Source organism: Burkholderia sp. Bmkn7, from assembly GCF_041103175.1.
GTDB classification, from domain to species: Bacteria; Pseudomonadota; Gammaproteobacteria; order Burkholderiales; family Burkholderiaceae; genus Burkholderia; species Burkholderia cepacia.
Window position 1 is genome coordinate 198705 of the sequence record NZ_JBGCUH010000001.1, and the last position, 15639, is coordinate 214343.

Below are 15639 nucleotides of genomic sequence, written 5' to 3' on the forward strand. Positions count from 1 at the left end.
GGGGCGCCGATACGACGGCGATGCTCGCCGCACGTGCGTGACACTGCGGATGCGTTGCCCTGGCGTTGAACGTGTGCCGGATCGGGGTCGGGAGATGCCAGCGACGAATCGGTGATGAATCAGCCCGAAATCAGATCGCGCGAATGCTCGTCCGCTGGAAAACGCGCGCTTTCATCAGTGCGCGCGTCATCGTTACCGCGATATCTGCATTGCTGTCGATGCGCGAGTGCGCAGGCGGAACGCGCGGCGGGGCTGCACCGGGCTTCTTCGAGTGAGGAGGGAGAGCAGCGATCGGGCGAGGTGTCGGGCGAGCGGCCCGACGCACCGGTTGCTGCCTGTCGTGAAGCCGGCCGGCCCGCACCCGGGCCGACCAGCTGCCGCAATGCCGTCCGCTCAGGCCGCTACCCGCTCGGCATCGCGCTTGACCTGCTCGATGTCGCGGAACTGCGCGGCCGGATGTTCGTCCGGCAGCCGCGCCGACCCGCCGAACAGTTTCTCGCGCAGCGTGCCCGGCGCATAGCCGGTCGGATACACGCCGCGCCGCTGCAGTTCGGGTACGAGATGACGCACGACGTCCTCGAAGGTTTCGTGCGCGACCGCATACGCGAGGTTGAAGCCGTCCACGTCTGTCGCGGCGACCCATTCCTGCAGGATGTCCGCGACCGTCGCCGCCGAGCCGACGAACACCGGGCCCAGGCCGCCGATGCCGCCCCAGGCCGCCAGTTCCTCGATCGTCCAGGCGGTGTCGCCGCCCGACAGATGCTCGACCGCCGACACGATCGCATTCGTCTCGACGCGCCGGACGGGATCGTTCGGCGCGTACTGGCCGAAGTCGATGCCGGTCCAGCCCGACATGAATACCAGCGAGCCGTCGTATGACACGTACTTGCGATATTCGTCGAACTTGGCCTGCGCCTTCTCGTCGGTTTCGTCGACGATCACGGTGACGAGGTTGTAGATCAATACCTTGCTCGCGTCGCGCCCCGCGGCGGTGGCCTGCGCGCGCACGTCGGCCACGTAGCGCGCGAGCTGCGCGCGGGTCGGCGCGGCGACGAACACGCATTCGGCATGCTGCGCGGCGAACGCCTTGCCGGGGCCGGACGCGCCGGCCTGGAACAGCACCGGCGTGCGTTGCGGCGACGGTTCGCACAGGTGGTAGCCGGGCACGTCGAAGAAGCGGCCCTTGTGGCCGATCTCGTGCACCTTCTCCGGATGCGTGAACACGCGGCCGTCGCGGTCGCGCACTACCGCGCCGTCTTCCCAGCTCCCTTCGAACAGCTTGTACAGCACCTCGACGTATTCGGCCGCGACCGCATAACGATCGTCGTGCGTGCGCAGGCCGTGATCGCCGACGTTCTTCGCGCCGCTTTCGAGGTAGGACGTGACGATGTTCCACGCGAGCCGGCCCTTCGTGTGATGATCGGCGGTCGACAGCCGGCGCGCGAACGTGTACGGGTGTTCGAACGTCGTCGACGCGGTGATGCCGATGCCGAGATGCTCGGTCGCCATCGCGATCGGCGCGGCGAGCTGCAGCGGATCGTTGACCGGGATCTGCGCGGCCTGGTGCAGCGCGTGATAGTTGCTGCCCTTGTAGACGTCGTAGTAGCCGATCACGTCCGCGATGAAGATCGCGTCGAAGATCCCGCGCTCGAGCACGCGGGCGAGGTCGGTCCAGTAGTCGAGATCCTTGTACTGCCACGACCGGTCGCGCGGATGGGCCCACAGCCCGGGCGACTGGTGGCCGACGCAGTTCATCTCGAACGCGTTGAAGCGGATGGTCTTGCCGGTCTTGCTCATTGCGCGGCTCCGGTTTCTGCTTGCGTGTCCGCGCCCGCGCCCGTGCCGTTGCCGACCTGCCAGACGAACGGCGGCGTGCGCCCGTTGATGACCCAGTCGCCGACGATCCGCGCCTTGTAGACGAGCGGATTGTGTGACGACACGGTGCGCGCGTTGCGCCAGTGGCGGTCGAGCGCCGTCGTGCTGCGGGTGGCGGACGCCCCGAGCGCGTCGAACAGGTGCGTCGCCGCACGCAATACGAGTTCCGACACGACGAGCTGGCTCTGCGCGGATTCGATCTCGGCCGCGACGTTCGCATCGTGCTCGGCCGCCGCGTCGCCGCCGAAGTGCGCTTCGTAGGCCCGTTGCAGCGGCTGCGCGGCGCGCTGCGCGAGCGCGTCGGCCGCGTAGGCCCACGACGCGATCTCGCCGACCACCTGCTGCAGCTGCGCGTCGTCGCCGGCACGCGGTGCGTTGCCGTGGCTGTACACGCGGGTGCGGTGGCGCACCAGCTCGCCGGCGTCGCGCACGATCGCGTGGCCGATGCCGGCCAGCGTCGCGATGTGGAAGAGCTGGTAGAACGCGGTCTGGTACTTGAAGCGTCGCGCGAAGTCGATCACGTCCCGTGCGTCGACCGTCGCGTCCTCGAAGCGCGTGGTGCCGCTGCCGGTCGTCGTCTGGCCGAAGCCGTCCCAGTCGTCTTCGCGGATCACGCCGGGTTGCGCGGTCGCGACGGCGACGATCACGTCGCTGCCGTCGCTCGCGCGTTGCGCGAACACGTCGATCCAGTCGGCAAACAGGCTGCCGGTGCTGTAGAACTTCCGGCCGTTCAGCACGAGCCGGCCGTTCTTTTCCGACACCTTCGTGATGGTCTGGCCGAGCGACACGTCGCCGGTCTCGGTCCACGCATTGCCGACGAGCTGGCCGCTCGCGAAGCGATCGAACCACGTCCGTCGATCGGCGCCGGGCGGCGCGTTCAGCCAGTCCTCGACGAACGCGAAGTGCCCGCGCAAGGCCTGCGGCAGATTGGAATCGGCGGCGGCGAGCTCGGTCAGCAACTGGAACAGCTGCGGCAGCGATGCGCCGGCGCCGCCGTCGCGCACCGGCAGCCGGACGGCGCCGAAGCCGGCGGCCTTCAGCCAGCCGATCGCCTCGTGCGGCAGTTCGCGGCGGCGTTCGCGTTCCGCGGTGCCGGCCGCGATGCGTTCGAAGATCGGCCTGAAGCGGCTGGCAAGCGCGTCATAGTCGGTGCCGGTGGAAAGTTCGGTTGCGGCGGGAGATGAAGTCATGCGGTGGTCCTTGAAAGGCGGGGGCCGTCGATGCCGGCAGGCCAGTATAGGAAGCACGATGCGCACGATCCAATAACGGATTCGTACATCCTTATCGCTGCCGGGCATTACGCGGGCGACGCGCCGTGGCATCGATGCCGGGGCGTCGATGTCGCTGCTGACACGCGGTTTTTTGCGCGCGGCGTGCCGCATCGTTTGTCGTTCGAAGGAATATCGTTGTGCGAATCGCTCGGTTTGCCGGCGCTCGGAGCGCTGCTAGATTGAACGTTTCCGTCAACCAGCAGGAGAGCCCGATGTCAGAGACGAGCGCCACGATCCAGGAACGACCGGCCGATACGCAACCGCAGGCGGCCAGCGTGATCGCCGACGACGCACAGGCCATCGCGGCCGCGCACGCGCTTGCGCAACGGCTTGCGCAAGGCGCGGCCGAGCGCGACCGCGAGCGCCGGTTACCGCGCGACGAGATCGAATGGTTCTCGCAGTCGGGGCTGTGGGCCATCACGGTGCCGAAGGCTTACGGCGGTGCGGGCGTCTCGCATGTGACGCTGACGGAGGTGGTGAAGATCGTCGCCGCGGCCGATCCGTCGCTCGGGCAGTTGCCGCAGAATCATTTCGGGCTGGTCGACGTGATCGCGCTGACCGGCACCGACGCGCAGAAGCGCCTCTTCTTCTCCGAAGTGCTGAGCGGCAAGCGGTTCGGCAACGGCTTTTCCGAGAAGGGCACGAAACACGTGCTCGATCTGAAGACGCGCGTGCGCCGGGACGGCGACGACTACGTCGTCGACGGCACCAAGTTCTATTCGACCGGGGCACTGTTCGCGCATTACGTGCCGGTGCTCGGTCTCGACGACGAGCGCCGTGCGTGGCTCGCATACATCCGCCAGCCGGCGCCGGGGCTGACCGTGATCGACGACTGGTCGGGATTCGGGCAGCGGACCACCGCGAGCGGCACGGTCGTGCTCGACAACGTGCGCGTGCCTGCGTCGCACGTGCTGCCGGCGCAACGCGTGTCGGACCTGCCGACGCTGAACGGCCCGCTGTCGCAGATCATCCAGGCCGCGATCGACGCGGGCATCGCCCGGGCCGCGCTCGACGATACGCTGGCGTTCGTGCGCACACGCACGCGGCCGTGGGTCGACAGCGGCGTCGAGCGTGCGGTGGACGATCCGCTGACGATCCGCGAGATCGGCCATCTGCACATTCAGCTGCATGCGGCGGAGGCGTTGCTCGAGCGCGCGGCGCGCACGCTCGACGAGATCGCGGCGCGCGGCGACGTGACCGAGGACGACGTCGCGCGCGCGTCGGTGGCGGTGGGCGAGGCAAAGGTGCTGACGACGGAGATCGCGCTGCTCGCGGGCGAGAAGCTGTTCGAGCTGGCCGGCACGCAGGCGACGCTCTCCGAGCACAACCTCGACCGGCACTGGCGCAATGCACGCACGCATACGCTGCACGATCCGGTGCGCTGGAAATATCACCTCGTCGGCAACTACTACCTGAACGGCGTGCGCCCGGCGCGCCATGCGTGGAATTGAATCCGTTGCGATCGTGGTTTTTCGCCCGGCGATGACCGAGTGAACCGCCGCGGTCTGATGCATTCGCACGATCGTGCGGCGAACCCGGCGCTGCGTTCGAAGCGCAGTCGCCGGGGTCAACGGCGGATCGGGCTGCCGATCGTGCGCCGTGCGGCACTTGCGGCGATAATCGGCATCCCGACCCCGACTGCCGCCCCTCATGACCCTCCCTGCGTTCACACCCTTTCAGGATCTGGCCAAGGCCCTGCTGGCTCACTGGAGCGGCGCCGACGGCGACGGTTCCCACGACACTTCGCATCTGCAACGTGTGTGGAAGAACGCGGCTGCGATCCACGCGGAGGAAGGCGGCGACGCCGAGGTGCTGTTCGCCGCGACATTGCTGCACGACTGCGTGGCGGTGGAGAAGGATTCTCCGCTTCGCGCGCAGGCATCGCGGCTGTCGGCGCAAAAGGCCCGGCAGGTGCTGAAGTCGCTGGATTGGCCTGACGCGAAGATCGACGCCGTTGCTCACGCGGTCGAGGCGCACAGTTTCTCGGCCTGTATCGCGCCGACGACGCTCGAAGCAAAGGTGTTGCAGGACGCCGACCGGCTCGATGCGATCGGGATGGTGGGCGTCGCGCGGTGCTTTTATGTCGCGGGCCGGATGGGCAGTGCGCTGTACGACCCGGCCGATCCGCACGCATCGGAACGGGAACTCGACGACACGCGTTTCGCGATCGATCACTTCCGCACGAAACTGCTGAGGCTTTCAACCGGTTTCCAGACTGTCACCGGTACCCGGATGGCGATCGTTCGTCGCGACCGGTTGCAGCGCTTTCTCGACGAGTTCGCCGACGAGATCTGATTTCGTCGACGGAGCCTTCGGATGAGCAGTCGGCCGGAATCGGGAATGACGATTTCATTTCATTGTGCGAACGATTTCACGATGAAACCCTTCCACTACGGTTGGGATCCGATATGCGTTGAAGAACGATCGGCGACTCTTCCGCATCGCGGAGAGTATCGCCCGACCGGGCAGGCAAGACGGCTGTCCATCGCGGAGCGGAATATCGACGTTACCAAAGCATGAACCGTAGAGGTCGTTTTTTGCGAGCCTGCAGCGTGGAAGCGCATCGCGCAACGGCTGCCCTGCAATCGAAGCCCAGGCTTCAATCGCCTCCCGCCTGATAAAGCGCTTTCACCTGCGAAAGCGCGTCGATGAACTGATCCTTGAGCGCCTGCGGCCCCAGGATTTTCACGTGTGCGCCGTACCCCAGCAGTGTCCGCGCGCCGTGCTCGATCGATTCGATCGGCATCAGATACTCCTTCCATCCCGGCGGTACCTCCGCACTGCCCGCATGCTGCAAGACCGGCGCGGTCCTGATTCGCGCGTTGGCGAGCCAGGTTTCGCCGCGCGGCGACACCGCGACATGGGCGGTCAGCCGATGGAGATCGGTTTCGTACCGGGTCATCGCGTCGCGCCAGTGCGTCGCCAGATCGAATCGCGCCGGGCGCCTGAAGCGGCGGCGCGATGCATGGAGTTCGAGGATGTTCGCGAGCCGGAACGTGAGTGCGCCGGGCTTGCCGACCATCCTGGCAATCAGGTACCAGGCACCGCCCTTGAGCACGAGGCCGAGCGGCTCGAGCGCGCGGCGGGACGTGCCGCGCCAGCTCTGGTACTTCACGTCGATACGGTACGAACCCCACACCGCATCGGCGACTTCGCGCAGGAATGCCGGCGTTTCCTGCGCCCGGTACCAATCCACGGTGTCGACGTGCAGCCGGCTGGCGACACGATCGGCGTGCTCGCGCGAACCGGGCGGCAGGCTGGCCATCATCTTCAGCCGGGCGGAGGCCGCCAGGCCGTCGAGTCCCAGTTCTCGCGCGGGCCCGGGCAGGCCCGCCAGAATCAGCGCGTGCGCCTCGTGGTCGGTGAGCCCCGTGAGGTCGGTGCGCCAGCCTTCGCTCAACTGAAAGCCGCCGTTGCGGCCGCGATCGCCCCAGATCGGCACGCCGGCCGTGGAAAGCTGGTCGATATCGCGCAGGATCGTGCGCTCGGACACTTCCAGTGCGGCGGCCAGCGCCGGTGCCGTCATCCGGCCGCGCGCTTGCAGCATCATCATGATCGACAACAGGCGGCTTGCTTTCATGAGCGCACGTTACCTCGAATACCTGACATGAGGTGTCATGTTATCGGACTTATGCTGTGTCGTATTCCCGATCCGCTTGATCGACACCGGGTTCCGGCATGAACGCGCGCATGCGGGTACCGCCGCCCGGTGTTCGACGCGGGTAGCGCCTGAACTCACTGGAGTGCGAACCATGAAGATAATTTCCGGGCCGCTGAGCATGTTTGGAGCAAAGGTCGAGATTGCGGCACACGAGAAGGGCATCGACTTCGAGCTGGTGATGGCGCCCTTCAGCCAGCGTCGCGGCTACGACCCCAAACATCCGGATGTCGTGCGCATCAACCCGAAGCGCCAGGTGCCGGTGCTGATCGACGGCGATCTGGAACTCTTCGATTCCACGCAGATCTTCGAGTACTTCGAGGATCTGAAGCCCGCTCCCGCGCTGTGGCCGGCGCATCCGGCGGCGCGCGCGATCGCGCGCCAGCTCGAACACGGCAGCGACGAAATCTACTTTCCGCACGTCGTCCGGCTGATGGGGCTGGAAGCGACGCCGGACGATCCGGCCGCGCGGGCCGCGCGTGACGAAGCGGCCCGGTACTATCGGCGCATGGAGCGCGAGCTCGCGGATCGCGCGTTTCTGGCCGGCGCGTATTCGTACGCCGACATCGCGTTCTACATGGCGCAGTTGTTCGGCGCGCGCAAGGGCGCACCGATGACGGACGAAACGCCGCGCCTGCTCGCGTGGCGTGAGCGCATGACCGCACGTCCCGCCGTGCGCAAGGTCGCCGGCGCGATGGCCGGGTATCTCGCCTCGATCGGAGAAGCGGTTCCCGATTTTCTTCGCGGGGTCGACTCGCTGCCGTCGGGAGCGGACAGGCGCGGGGAGACGGCCTTCGGCGACGATTGCCGCTGAAGGCCGCGCTGGCGCTTGCCGTGTTCAGCCGCGGATGAGCGCGAGCAGGTCGGCGTTGGACGTGGGCATGCCGTGCGGGAAGCCCTGGTGCGTCTTCAGCGTGCCGCGCCTCGCCAGCTTCGCCGACAGGTGACCGGAATCGGCATACGGGACGATCGGGTCGTCGTCGCCATACATCACGAGAACGGGAATCGTGGTGTTTTTCAGGTCTTCGGTGAAATCGGTCCGCGAGAACGCGACGATGCCGTCGTAGTGGGCCTTCGCGCTGCCCATCATGCCTTGCCGCCACCCGTTCCGGATGACGCCTTGCGACGGTCTGGCGCCGTCGCGGTTGTAGCCGTGGAACGGGGCGGTTGTCCCGACGCGATCCGACGTGCCCCTCTATTTCTGTCCTTGACCTTAAAGTCGACTTCAATCCTAGAGTGCTTGCTGACGGCGGTGAGTCAGCAGGCTTCGGGTGTTGCCTGCCACGGTCGATCATCGACGAGAGGCGACGAACATGGACAGGCGGTTGACACAGGTCGAATTCGGGCCGCACACGGTCGACGTGCCCGAAGGCGGGTACTACGACCGGTTCCGGATGAATCCCGATCTCGACGAGGTGGCGCGCGATCCCGCCGCGGGGAACATCGATTTTTTCCGTCGGATTCCGAAGCGTCAGGTTGCTTCGCGGGTCGGCCCGACCTGGGCGCCGAATTTCTACTACCGTTCCAGCAGCATCCAGCTGCTGTTCCTTGCGCCGCTCGAACGCCTGCGGACCACGCTGCCGGTGCCGCTCGAACCGCTGCGTGCGCTGCCCGGGTACGGGCTGGTCGCGCTGACCTTCTTCTCGTATTCGGTGTGCGACAACGATCCGTACGACGAAGTGTCCGTTGCGGTGGTCATCCGCCGGCCCGGCGCGACAGGGTCGCACGCGCGCGAGCTGATCGATTCGATGCGGCGCCGGAGCTTCTTCGCGCACGTGCTCGCGCTGCCGGTCACGACGGAAATCGCGCGAGTGCGCGGCGTGCACGGTTATCAGTTGCCCAAGTGGCTCGCCGATATCGACGTGGACCTCGGCGCCACCGCCCGCGCCCGCATCGCCGGCCCGGGCGGCCGGCCGGACCTGAGCCTGAGCGCGCCGCTGCCGGAACTGACCCACGTCGCATCGCAGTCGCACATGGGCTCGACGACGATGATCAATCGCATCGACGGCGAATGGCACCAGACATCGGTGCAGACGAATGCGCTATCGTTCGCCCAGCGCCTGTTGCCGCGCAACGTCGAGCTCGTGCGGCACGGCGGCCCGTTGAGCCAGCTGCTCGACGGGCTGGGCGCGGCCACCATCCTGCGTCTCGACGTGGTGAAGGACGCGCAGCTGGTCCTGAACCTGCCGACCCCGTTGAAGGCCTTCGATGCACCCGGAGAGCAACGCTGACGCCACGTCCGTTCGCGGCACGCCTGCGCCGAAGGAATCACCCATGAGGAACCGCCGATGACCCAGCCGGCCCACGATCTCGTCGTATTCGGCGCCACCAGTTTCGTCGGCCAGATCCTGGCCCGCTACCTGTCCGAGTACCTGTCGGGCTCAGGCGAGACGCTGCGCTGGGCCATCGCCGGTCGCTCCGAAGCGAAACTCAGGCAGGTCAGGGATACGCTGGGTGCGGCCGGGCAGACGGTGCCGATCATCGTTGCCGATGCGGCCGACGAAGCGCAGCTTCGAGCGCTCTGCGCGCAGACGCGCGTGGTCGTGTCGACCGTCGGCCCCTATGCGCTTTACGGGGAGCCGCTGGTCAAGGTCTGCGCCGAAACCGGCACCGACTACTGCGACCTCACCGGCGAAACGCAGTGGATCAAACGGATGATCGACAAGTACGAACCGGCGGCGCGGCAATCCGGCGCGCGCATCGTCCATTGCTGCGGCTTCGATTCGGTGCCGTCGGACATGGGCGTGTTCTTCCTGCAGCAGCAGGCGCGGCAGCGGTGGGGCGTACCGGCCGCGCAGGTGAAGATGCGCGTCAGGACGCTGAAGGGCGGCGCGTCGGGCGGCACGGTGGCGAGCGTGATCAACGTCGTCCGCGAAGCGGCCGCCGATCCCGCGTTGCGCAGGGAGCTGCTCGATCCTTATTCGCTGTGCCCGAAGGGGCACGGCTTCACGATACGCCAGCATGCGGTGCGATCCGCGGCGTTCGATCGCGACTTCGACGCATGGATCGCGCCGTTCGTGATGGCCGCGATCAACGAGCGTGTCGTGCATCGTTCCAATGCGCTGGCCGGCAACGCGTACGGCAGCCGCTTCACGTACGACGAAGCGGTGATGACGGGCACGGGCCTCAAGGGCCGCCTGACGGCGATGACGATGGTGGCCGGCCTCGGCGCGTTCATGGTCGGTGTCCTCATCAAGCCGGTGCGCAGCCTGATGGAGCGTTTTCTGCTGCCGAAGCCCGGCGAGGGGCCGAGTGCGGCCGCCCAGCTGGCCGGCCGCTACGATTTGCGTTTCTTCGGTCGCGCCGACGACGGGCGGACCTTGCGCGTGAAAGTCACCGGCGACCGCGATCCGGGTTATGGCTCTACCGGCAAGATGCTCGGCCAGGCCGCGATCGGTCTCGCACTGGATTACAGCGGAGACGGCGTCAAGACCGGCCGCGGCGGCGGCTTCTGGACGCCCGCGACGATGTTCGACGAGCGCTACATCGAGCGCCTGGTTCGCCACGCGGGGCTGCGTTTCGACGTGATTTGATCGTGCGCGCCGTCGGCGCTGCGACAGGAAGCCGATAAAGATCGGATAGCGAATCAATTTCAGGAGACAACCTGCAACCCAGACGGGACGGATGGCCGGATGCGATCCGGCGAAGGAGTATCGGAACATGAAGATCGCGGAACTGGCGGAACGCACCGGCCTTACTCCTTCGCGCATCCGCTTCTACGAGCGCATCGGTCTGTTGACGCTCGTCGCGCGCGAAGCGAACGGCTATCGCTCCTATCCGCAGGAAGCGGTGACGGTGCTCGATCTGATCGCGGCCGCGCAGAAGGCGGATTTCAGCCTCGACGAGATTCGCACGCTGATTCCGGCGGGCCTCGCGCAGTGGCCATGCGATGCGTTGCTGGACGCGCTGCACCGCAAGGTGCGGGACATCGAGGCGCTGGAGGCGCGGCTGGCGCGCAGCAAGGGGCAGGTCTTGTCGTTGATCGCCGAAATCGCGGCGAAACCGGCGTCGGTCGATTGTGCGACCCATGCGAAACGATTGCTGTCGCGGGTCCCGCCGGGGAATGCGGCGGAGGGCGGCGAGGCCGCCGCCGGATTGTCGGATGGCAGTACACATGCCCATGGCCTCGATACGCTGCCGAGGCAAACCATAACCTTTAAGCAAAGTTGAAGGTCAAGACCCTTTCGCTTTTGCTTTTGCTTTTGTTTTCGTCTTCGCTGCCCGCGCAGGGCTGGCGGGCAGTACGAGTCCGTCCAGCAAGGTTGTCAGCGCATCTTCGATCGCGTGATCGCCGACCTTCTCGCGCACCAGCCGCCTGTCGATCGCCAGCATCGTCAGGCCATGCAGATGCGCCCAGCAGGCGGTCGCCTGGCCGAGCGCCGGGCGCGCGCGGATCGTGCCGGCGCGCTGGCCGTGTTCCAGGATGTCGACGACCAGCAGGAAAGGCGCCTGCACGCGTGGATCGAGATGGATGTCCGAGGGCTCCCCGGCATCCGCGGCAAACATCAGTCGATAGAGATCCGGGTTGCGCTGCCCGAATGCGAGATGGGCATATGCGAGCGCCAGCAGCACGTCCGGTGCGCTCGCCGCGGGATCGATGGACGCGGCGAGCTCGTCGCGCAGGCGATCGAAGCCGATCAGTGCGAGCTCATGCAGCAACGCGGCCTTGTCCGGGAAATGCCGGTACGGCGCCGAGTGGCTGACGTTCGCGCGCCGCGCGATTTCGCGCAGCGTGAACTGCCAGCCCTGCTGCTCCTGCAGCGTGTCGAGCGCCGTTTCGATGATCGCGCGACGCAGATCCCCGTGGTGATAAGCCTTTTGCCCGGCGTCCGCATCCTCATCCGACGACATCGTGTTGCTCCTATGTTGACAGGGAAAACATTGTGGGCCTATGATCCGCCGCATGCAAGTTGACAGTGTCTACATCCACGCAACCTCGTGAGGTGCACCATGGCCGTTTCCGCAGAATCCATCTCGAGCTTCGACCCGGCGGTGCTGCTGGCCCGCCAGCGCAACGCGTTCGTCAGCGAGGGGCCGCCGACCTTGCAGCAGCGCAAGGCCAGGCTCGCGCGGCTGCGCGCCGTGGTGCTCGCGTATCGCCGCGAAGTGGAGGAGGCGATCAACGCCGATTTCGGGAATCGCTCGCGGCACGAGACCGCGATCATGGAACTGGTCGGCGTGATCCAGGCGATCGACTACCTGACGCGCAACCTGCGCCGCTTCACGAAGCCGCAGCGCCGGCACGTCGGAATTCTCTATCGGGCCGGGCAGGCTCACGTGGAGTACCAGCCGCTCGGCGTGATCGGCGTGATGGCGCCGTGGAATTACCCGTTCTCGCTCACCTTCATTCCGCTGGCGACCGCGCTGGCCGCGGGCAATCGCGCGATGCTCAAGCCGTCGGAACTGACGCCGCGCACCAGCGAGGTGATGCGCCGGATGCTCGCGGAGACCTTCCCGAGCGAAGAAGTCGCGGTCGTGCTCGGCGGCCCGGAAGTCGGTGCGGCCTTCAGCGGCCTGCCGTTCGACCATCTGCTGTTTACCGGCAGCACGCAGGTGGGCCGCAAGGTCATGAAGGCGGCCAGCGAGAATCTGGTGCCGGTGACGCTCGAACTCGGCGGCAAGAGCCCGGCGATCGTCGCGCGGGGGCATGTCGATGGCCGGACGATGTCGAGCATCGTGTTCGGCAAGCTGTCGAACGGCGGACAGACCTGCGTGGCGCCCGACTATGCGCTGGTGCATGAAGACGACCTGGACGCGTTCGTCACGCAATACGATGCGGCCGTCGCGCGCTTCTATCCGGACGGGCCGGCGAGCCCGGATTACACGTCGATCGTCAGCGACCGGCATTACGACCGCCTGAAGGGGCTCGTCGACGAGGCGCGCGGCAAGGGCGCGCGCGTGATCGAGGCGGGCGTGAGCCCGCAGCAGGCGGCGACCCGCAACCGGACGCTCGCGCCCACGCTGATCGTCGGCGCCGGCGACGATACGGCCGTCATGCAGGAAGAAATCTTCGGGCCGATCCTGGCGGTGCGCACGTATCGCACGATCGACGAAGTCGTCGACTATGTGAATGCGCGTCCGCGTCCGCTCGTGCTGTATTACTTCGGTGCGCAGGACGGCGACTGCGAGTCGCTGCTCAAGCGCACCACGTCGGGCAATGTCGGCATCAACAACACGCTCCTGCATGTCGCGCAGGAAGACCTGCCGTTCGGCGGCGTCGGTCCGAGCGGGATGGGCGCGTATCACGGCATCGAGGGATTCCGCGCGATGAGCCACGCGAAGGGCGTGTTCGTGCAGGGGCGCTGGAACCTGCCGAGCCTGCTGCGCGCGCCGTTCGGCAAGCTCGCGGATCTCTCGCTGGCGGCGTTGCTGGGGCGGAGCCGGGAACCGGTAGGTGTGCGCGCGGGATTGAGCGCCAAGCGCTGAACGGCGCCGCACGATGCCTGCTAGGGTGTAGTGCGCTTGCCCGCTCCCGTGCGAACGGCGGCTTCGTCGAAGATCGTCGCGGCGAATTCGACCGCGGCCGGCATCCGCGCGTCATGCATCAGCACGAATTCGACTTCCGGCAGTTCCGGCAAGCCGTCGGCCACGCCGAGTTCCCGGAGCGTGCCGTCGATCGCGCTGCGCGGCACCGGCGCGATCGCGATGCCGGCGCGCACGCATGTCCGGATGCCGCTGACGCTCGGGCTTTCGCACGCGATCCGGTAGCGCAGGTCGGCCAGCGCGAGCGCCTTGAGGGCGGCGCCCCGGTACGGGCAAGGATCGGGGAAGCACGCGAGCGGCACCTCGCCTTCCGGCAACCGCTCGTGGCGCGCAAATGCCCAGACGAGCGGCTCTTGCCACAACGTCGCGCCCTGATCCGTGTGCGCGCACCGGCTGCCGATCACGAGATCGAATTCGCCGCTGGCATGGCGCCGAAACAGGCTGTCGCCGATGTCGACCGTCAGATCCAGCCGCAAGCCGCGCCGCGTGGCCGAGTGGCGGCGCATCACGTCCGGCAGCCAGCCTTCCGCGAAATCCTCCGATGCGCCGATGCGCAGCCGGGTATCGGCTGCGTCGCCGGCTCCCAGCCGCGCCCTCGCTTCCCCGCTCAGATTGAGCATCGCGCGCGCGTAACCGAGCAGCGTCTGGCCATGCGCGGTGAGCGTGACGCTGCGCGTATTGCGCACGAGCAGCGCCTGGCCGACCTGTTCTTCGAGACGAACGATCTGCGCGCTGACCGCGGACTGGCTGAGATTCAGCCTGCGACCGGCGCCGGTGAAACTCCGCACGTCGGCGACGGCGACGAACGTCTGAAGCAGCGCCGTGTCGAGAGGATTCTCCATTGATCACAAATCCGGGTTAATTCAATCAATTAATATCGTTTCCAAATTATAAGCGGGCTCGATACGCTGCGAACCGTAGTGGGCGACCGCGCATCCGGCGCGTCGCCGTCACTCCTGGCAAGGACCGGCTCCATGACGTGCGTGCTCTATATCGAAGGCTCACCCAACAAGGCATATTCCGCATCCATCGACGTGTGCAATGCGTTTCTCGACGCGTACCGGCACGCGCACCCCGATCATGAAATACGGAAGCTCGACGTGTGGGATCTGGCGATGCCCGAATTCGACGAAGACGCGCTGGCCGCGAAATATGCGGGGCTGAGCGGCACCGCGTTGACACCGTCGCAGGCGGCGGCATGGCAGCGGATCGAGCAACTCGCAGCGCCGTTCCACGCAGCGGACAAGTTCCTGTTCGGCGTGCCGCTGTGGAACTTCAGTATTCCGTACAAGCTCAAGCACCTGATCGATGCGATCTCGCAGAAGGACGTGCTGTTCACGTTCGACGACGCGGGCTTCACCGGCAAGCTGGCCGGGAAAAAGGCGGCCGTGGTCTATGCGCGCGGGCTCAGTTATCAGTCGCCGGGCTCGTTCACGCCGGCCGCAGAGTTCGATCTTCAGCGCCCGTACATGGAAACCTGGCTCAGGTTCGTGGGCGTGACGGACGTCACGGGTATCGTCGTCGAGCGTACGTTGTTCGGTGCCGACGGAAAGGTCGATCGCAGCCGCGCGATCGACGAGGCCCGATCGATCGCGCGCGGGTTCTGACGCTGCCGCGCAGCGTATCCGGTGCGCCGGTGAGTCGGTGCGTCGGTACGCCGGCGGTGTGCTCCCGGCGCTTGTGTCGGCGTGCGGCGTGGACGCCCGGATCAGCGCCCGCCGCGCGCGATGGCGAGCGCGACGCCGAAGCCGACGAGCAGGCATCCGAAGGTGCGGTCGATCCAGTGCCGCAGCGACAGCAGGCGATCGCGGACGGCCGTCGCGGAGAAGCACACGGCCACCAGACTGAACCAGCCGGCGTGCGCCAGCGCGATGAATGCACCGTAGCCGATCTGCACGATCAGCGGTGTGTCGGGCCGCACGGCCTGCATGAACAGGCTGACGATGAACACCGTGGTCTTCGGGTTCAGCGCATTGGTCAGGAAGCCGGTGCGCAGCGCGGCCAGGTCCGACAGCGGTGCGGCCGGCGCGTCGGTCTGCCCGCTGCCGGCTTTCGTCATGAGCATCTTCACGCCGAGGTAGACCAGGTAGATCGCGCCGATCAGCTTGACGGCATTGAAGAGCCACAGCGATTGCCGGATCAGCAGGCCGACGCCCAGCAGCGTGTAGCTCACGTGAACCGTCACGCCCAGCCCGATACCCAGCGCGGTGAGCACGCCCGAGCGGCGCGACAGCATCAGGCTGTTGCGCGTGACCATCGCGAAGTCCGGGCCCGGGCTGATCACGGCCAGCAGCGTGATGGTGACTACAACTATCAGTTCGGTCATCGTCCTGTCCTTGCGATTGATGGTTT

The 15639-nt window shown here is 66.9% G+C and carries 15 protein-coding genes and 1 pseudogene; 9 read left to right on the forward strand and 7 right to left on the reverse strand.

Annotated elements, in window-relative coordinates; all coding sequences use genetic code 11:
- Positions 1–393 precede the first annotated feature (393 nt).
- Both AB3K92_RS00865 and AB3K92_RS00870 read right to left on the reverse strand, forming a co-directional pair.
- Positions 394–1797, reverse strand: a complete 1404-nt coding sequence (locus AB3K92_RS00865; RefSeq protein WP_021160219.1) for an LLM class flavin-dependent oxidoreductase — start codon at positions 1795–1797, stop codon at positions 394–396.
- Positions 1794–3065 carry an acyl-CoA dehydrogenase family protein gene (locus tag AB3K92_RS00870; protein ID WP_301853894.1) on the reverse strand — a complete coding sequence of 424 codons (1272 nt, stop codon included), beginning with the start codon at positions 3063–3065 and terminating at the stop codon, positions 1794–1796. The genes AB3K92_RS00865 and AB3K92_RS00870 overlap by 4 nt, the downstream gene beginning before the upstream one ends.
- 293 nt (positions 3066–3358) lie before the next feature.
- On the opposite strand from AB3K92_RS00870, the gene AB3K92_RS00875 reads away from it, so the two are divergent.
- The 3 genes from AB3K92_RS00875 to AB3K92_RS00885 all read left to right on the forward strand — a co-directional run bounded on the left by AB3K92_RS00875 (position 3359) and on the right by AB3K92_RS00885 (position 5666).
- On the forward strand, positions 3359–4597 hold the full coding sequence (locus tag AB3K92_RS00875; RefSeq protein WP_021160222.1) for an SfnB family sulfur acquisition oxidoreductase: 1239 nt from the start codon (positions 3359–3361) through the stop codon (positions 4595–4597).
- A gap of 199 nt (positions 4598–4796) precedes the next feature.
- Positions 4797–5441 carry an HD domain-containing protein gene (locus tag AB3K92_RS00880; RefSeq protein ID WP_021160223.1) on the forward strand — a complete coding sequence of 215 codons (645 nt, stop codon included), beginning with the start codon at positions 4797–4799 and terminating at the stop codon, positions 5439–5441.
- An 81-nt stretch (positions 5442–5522) separates the two neighbouring features.
- On the forward strand, positions 5523–5666 hold the full coding sequence (locus AB3K92_RS00885) for a DUF2827 family protein (RefSeq protein ID WP_366920048.1): 144 nt from the start codon (positions 5523–5525) through the stop codon (positions 5664–5666).
- 79 nt (positions 5667–5745) lie between these two features.
- On the opposite strand, the gene AB3K92_RS00890 is transcribed toward AB3K92_RS00885, so the two are convergent.
- Positions 5746–6726: a YafY family protein gene (locus tag AB3K92_RS00890; RefSeq protein WP_059710095.1), complete on the reverse strand. Its 981-nt coding sequence runs from the start codon at positions 6724–6726 to the stop codon at positions 5746–5748.
- A 172-nt stretch (positions 6727–6898) separates the two neighbouring features.
- On the opposite strand from AB3K92_RS00890, the gene AB3K92_RS00895 reads away from it, so the two are divergent.
- The gene (locus AB3K92_RS00895; RefSeq protein WP_301853895.1) at positions 6899–7618 is read left to right on the forward strand and encodes a glutathione S-transferase family protein; all 720 of its coding nucleotides are present in this window, start codon (positions 6899–6901) and stop codon (positions 7616–7618) included.
- Between the two features lie 24 nt (positions 7619–7642).
- On the opposite strand, the pseudogene AB3K92_RS00900 reads toward AB3K92_RS00895, so the two are convergent.
- A pseudogene (locus AB3K92_RS00900) lies at positions 7643–7966 on the reverse strand (alpha/beta fold hydrolase); the annotation flags it as partial.
- Positions 7967–8117: 151 nt separating this feature from the next.
- Between AB3K92_RS00900 and AB3K92_RS00905 the strand changes: the two are divergent.
- The 3 genes from AB3K92_RS00905 (at position 8118) to AB3K92_RS00915 (ending at position 10974) form a co-directional block, all read left to right on the forward strand.
- Entirely contained in the window at positions 8118–9035 is a 918-nt protein-coding gene (locus AB3K92_RS00905) for an acetoacetate decarboxylase family protein (protein WP_301853896.1), read from the forward strand.
- 57 nt (positions 9036–9092) lie between these two features.
- Entirely contained in the window at positions 9093–10337 is a 1245-nt protein-coding gene (locus AB3K92_RS00910; protein WP_301853897.1) for a trans-acting enoyl reductase family protein, read from the forward strand.
- 127 nt (positions 10338–10464) lie between these two features.
- Positions 10465–10974: a MerR family transcriptional regulator gene (locus AB3K92_RS00915; protein WP_301853898.1), complete on the forward strand. Its 510-nt coding sequence runs from the start codon at positions 10465–10467 to the stop codon at positions 10972–10974.
- Between the two features lie 3 nt (positions 10975–10977).
- Here the strand turns inward: AB3K92_RS00915 and AB3K92_RS00920 are convergent, their stop codons facing one another.
- Positions 10978–11709, reverse strand: a complete 732-nt coding sequence (locus AB3K92_RS00920) for a TetR/AcrR family transcriptional regulator (protein WP_369464356.1) — start codon at positions 11707–11709, stop codon at positions 10978–10980.
- A gap of 45 nt (positions 11710–11754) precedes the next feature.
- Between AB3K92_RS00920 and AB3K92_RS00925 the strand changes: the two genes are divergently transcribed.
- Entirely contained in the window at positions 11755–13230 is a 1476-nt protein-coding gene (locus tag AB3K92_RS00925) for a coniferyl aldehyde dehydrogenase (protein ID WP_301853900.1), read from the forward strand.
- 20 nt (positions 13231–13250) lie between these two features.
- Here the strand turns inward: AB3K92_RS00925 and AB3K92_RS00930 are convergent, their stop codons facing one another.
- Complete coding sequence (locus AB3K92_RS00930; protein WP_048027625.1) at positions 13251–14129, reverse strand: LysR substrate-binding domain-containing protein; 879 nt, start codon at positions 14127–14129, stop codon at positions 13251–13253.
- A 132-nt stretch (positions 14130–14261) separates the two neighbouring features.
- Here AB3K92_RS00930 and AB3K92_RS00935 point away from each other — a divergent pair, with 132 nt between their 5' ends.
- Entirely contained in the window at positions 14262–14894 is a 633-nt protein-coding gene (locus AB3K92_RS00935) for an FMN-dependent NADH-azoreductase (protein ID WP_369464357.1), read from the forward strand.
- A 101-nt stretch (positions 14895–14995) separates the two neighbouring features.
- Here AB3K92_RS00935 and AB3K92_RS00940 read toward each other — a convergent pair whose 3' ends face one another.
- Positions 14996–15613: a LysE family translocator gene (locus AB3K92_RS00940; RefSeq protein ID WP_021160235.1), complete on the reverse strand. Its 618-nt coding sequence runs from the start codon at positions 15611–15613 to the stop codon at positions 14996–14998.
- Between the last annotated feature and the right edge of the window lie 26 nt (positions 15614–15639).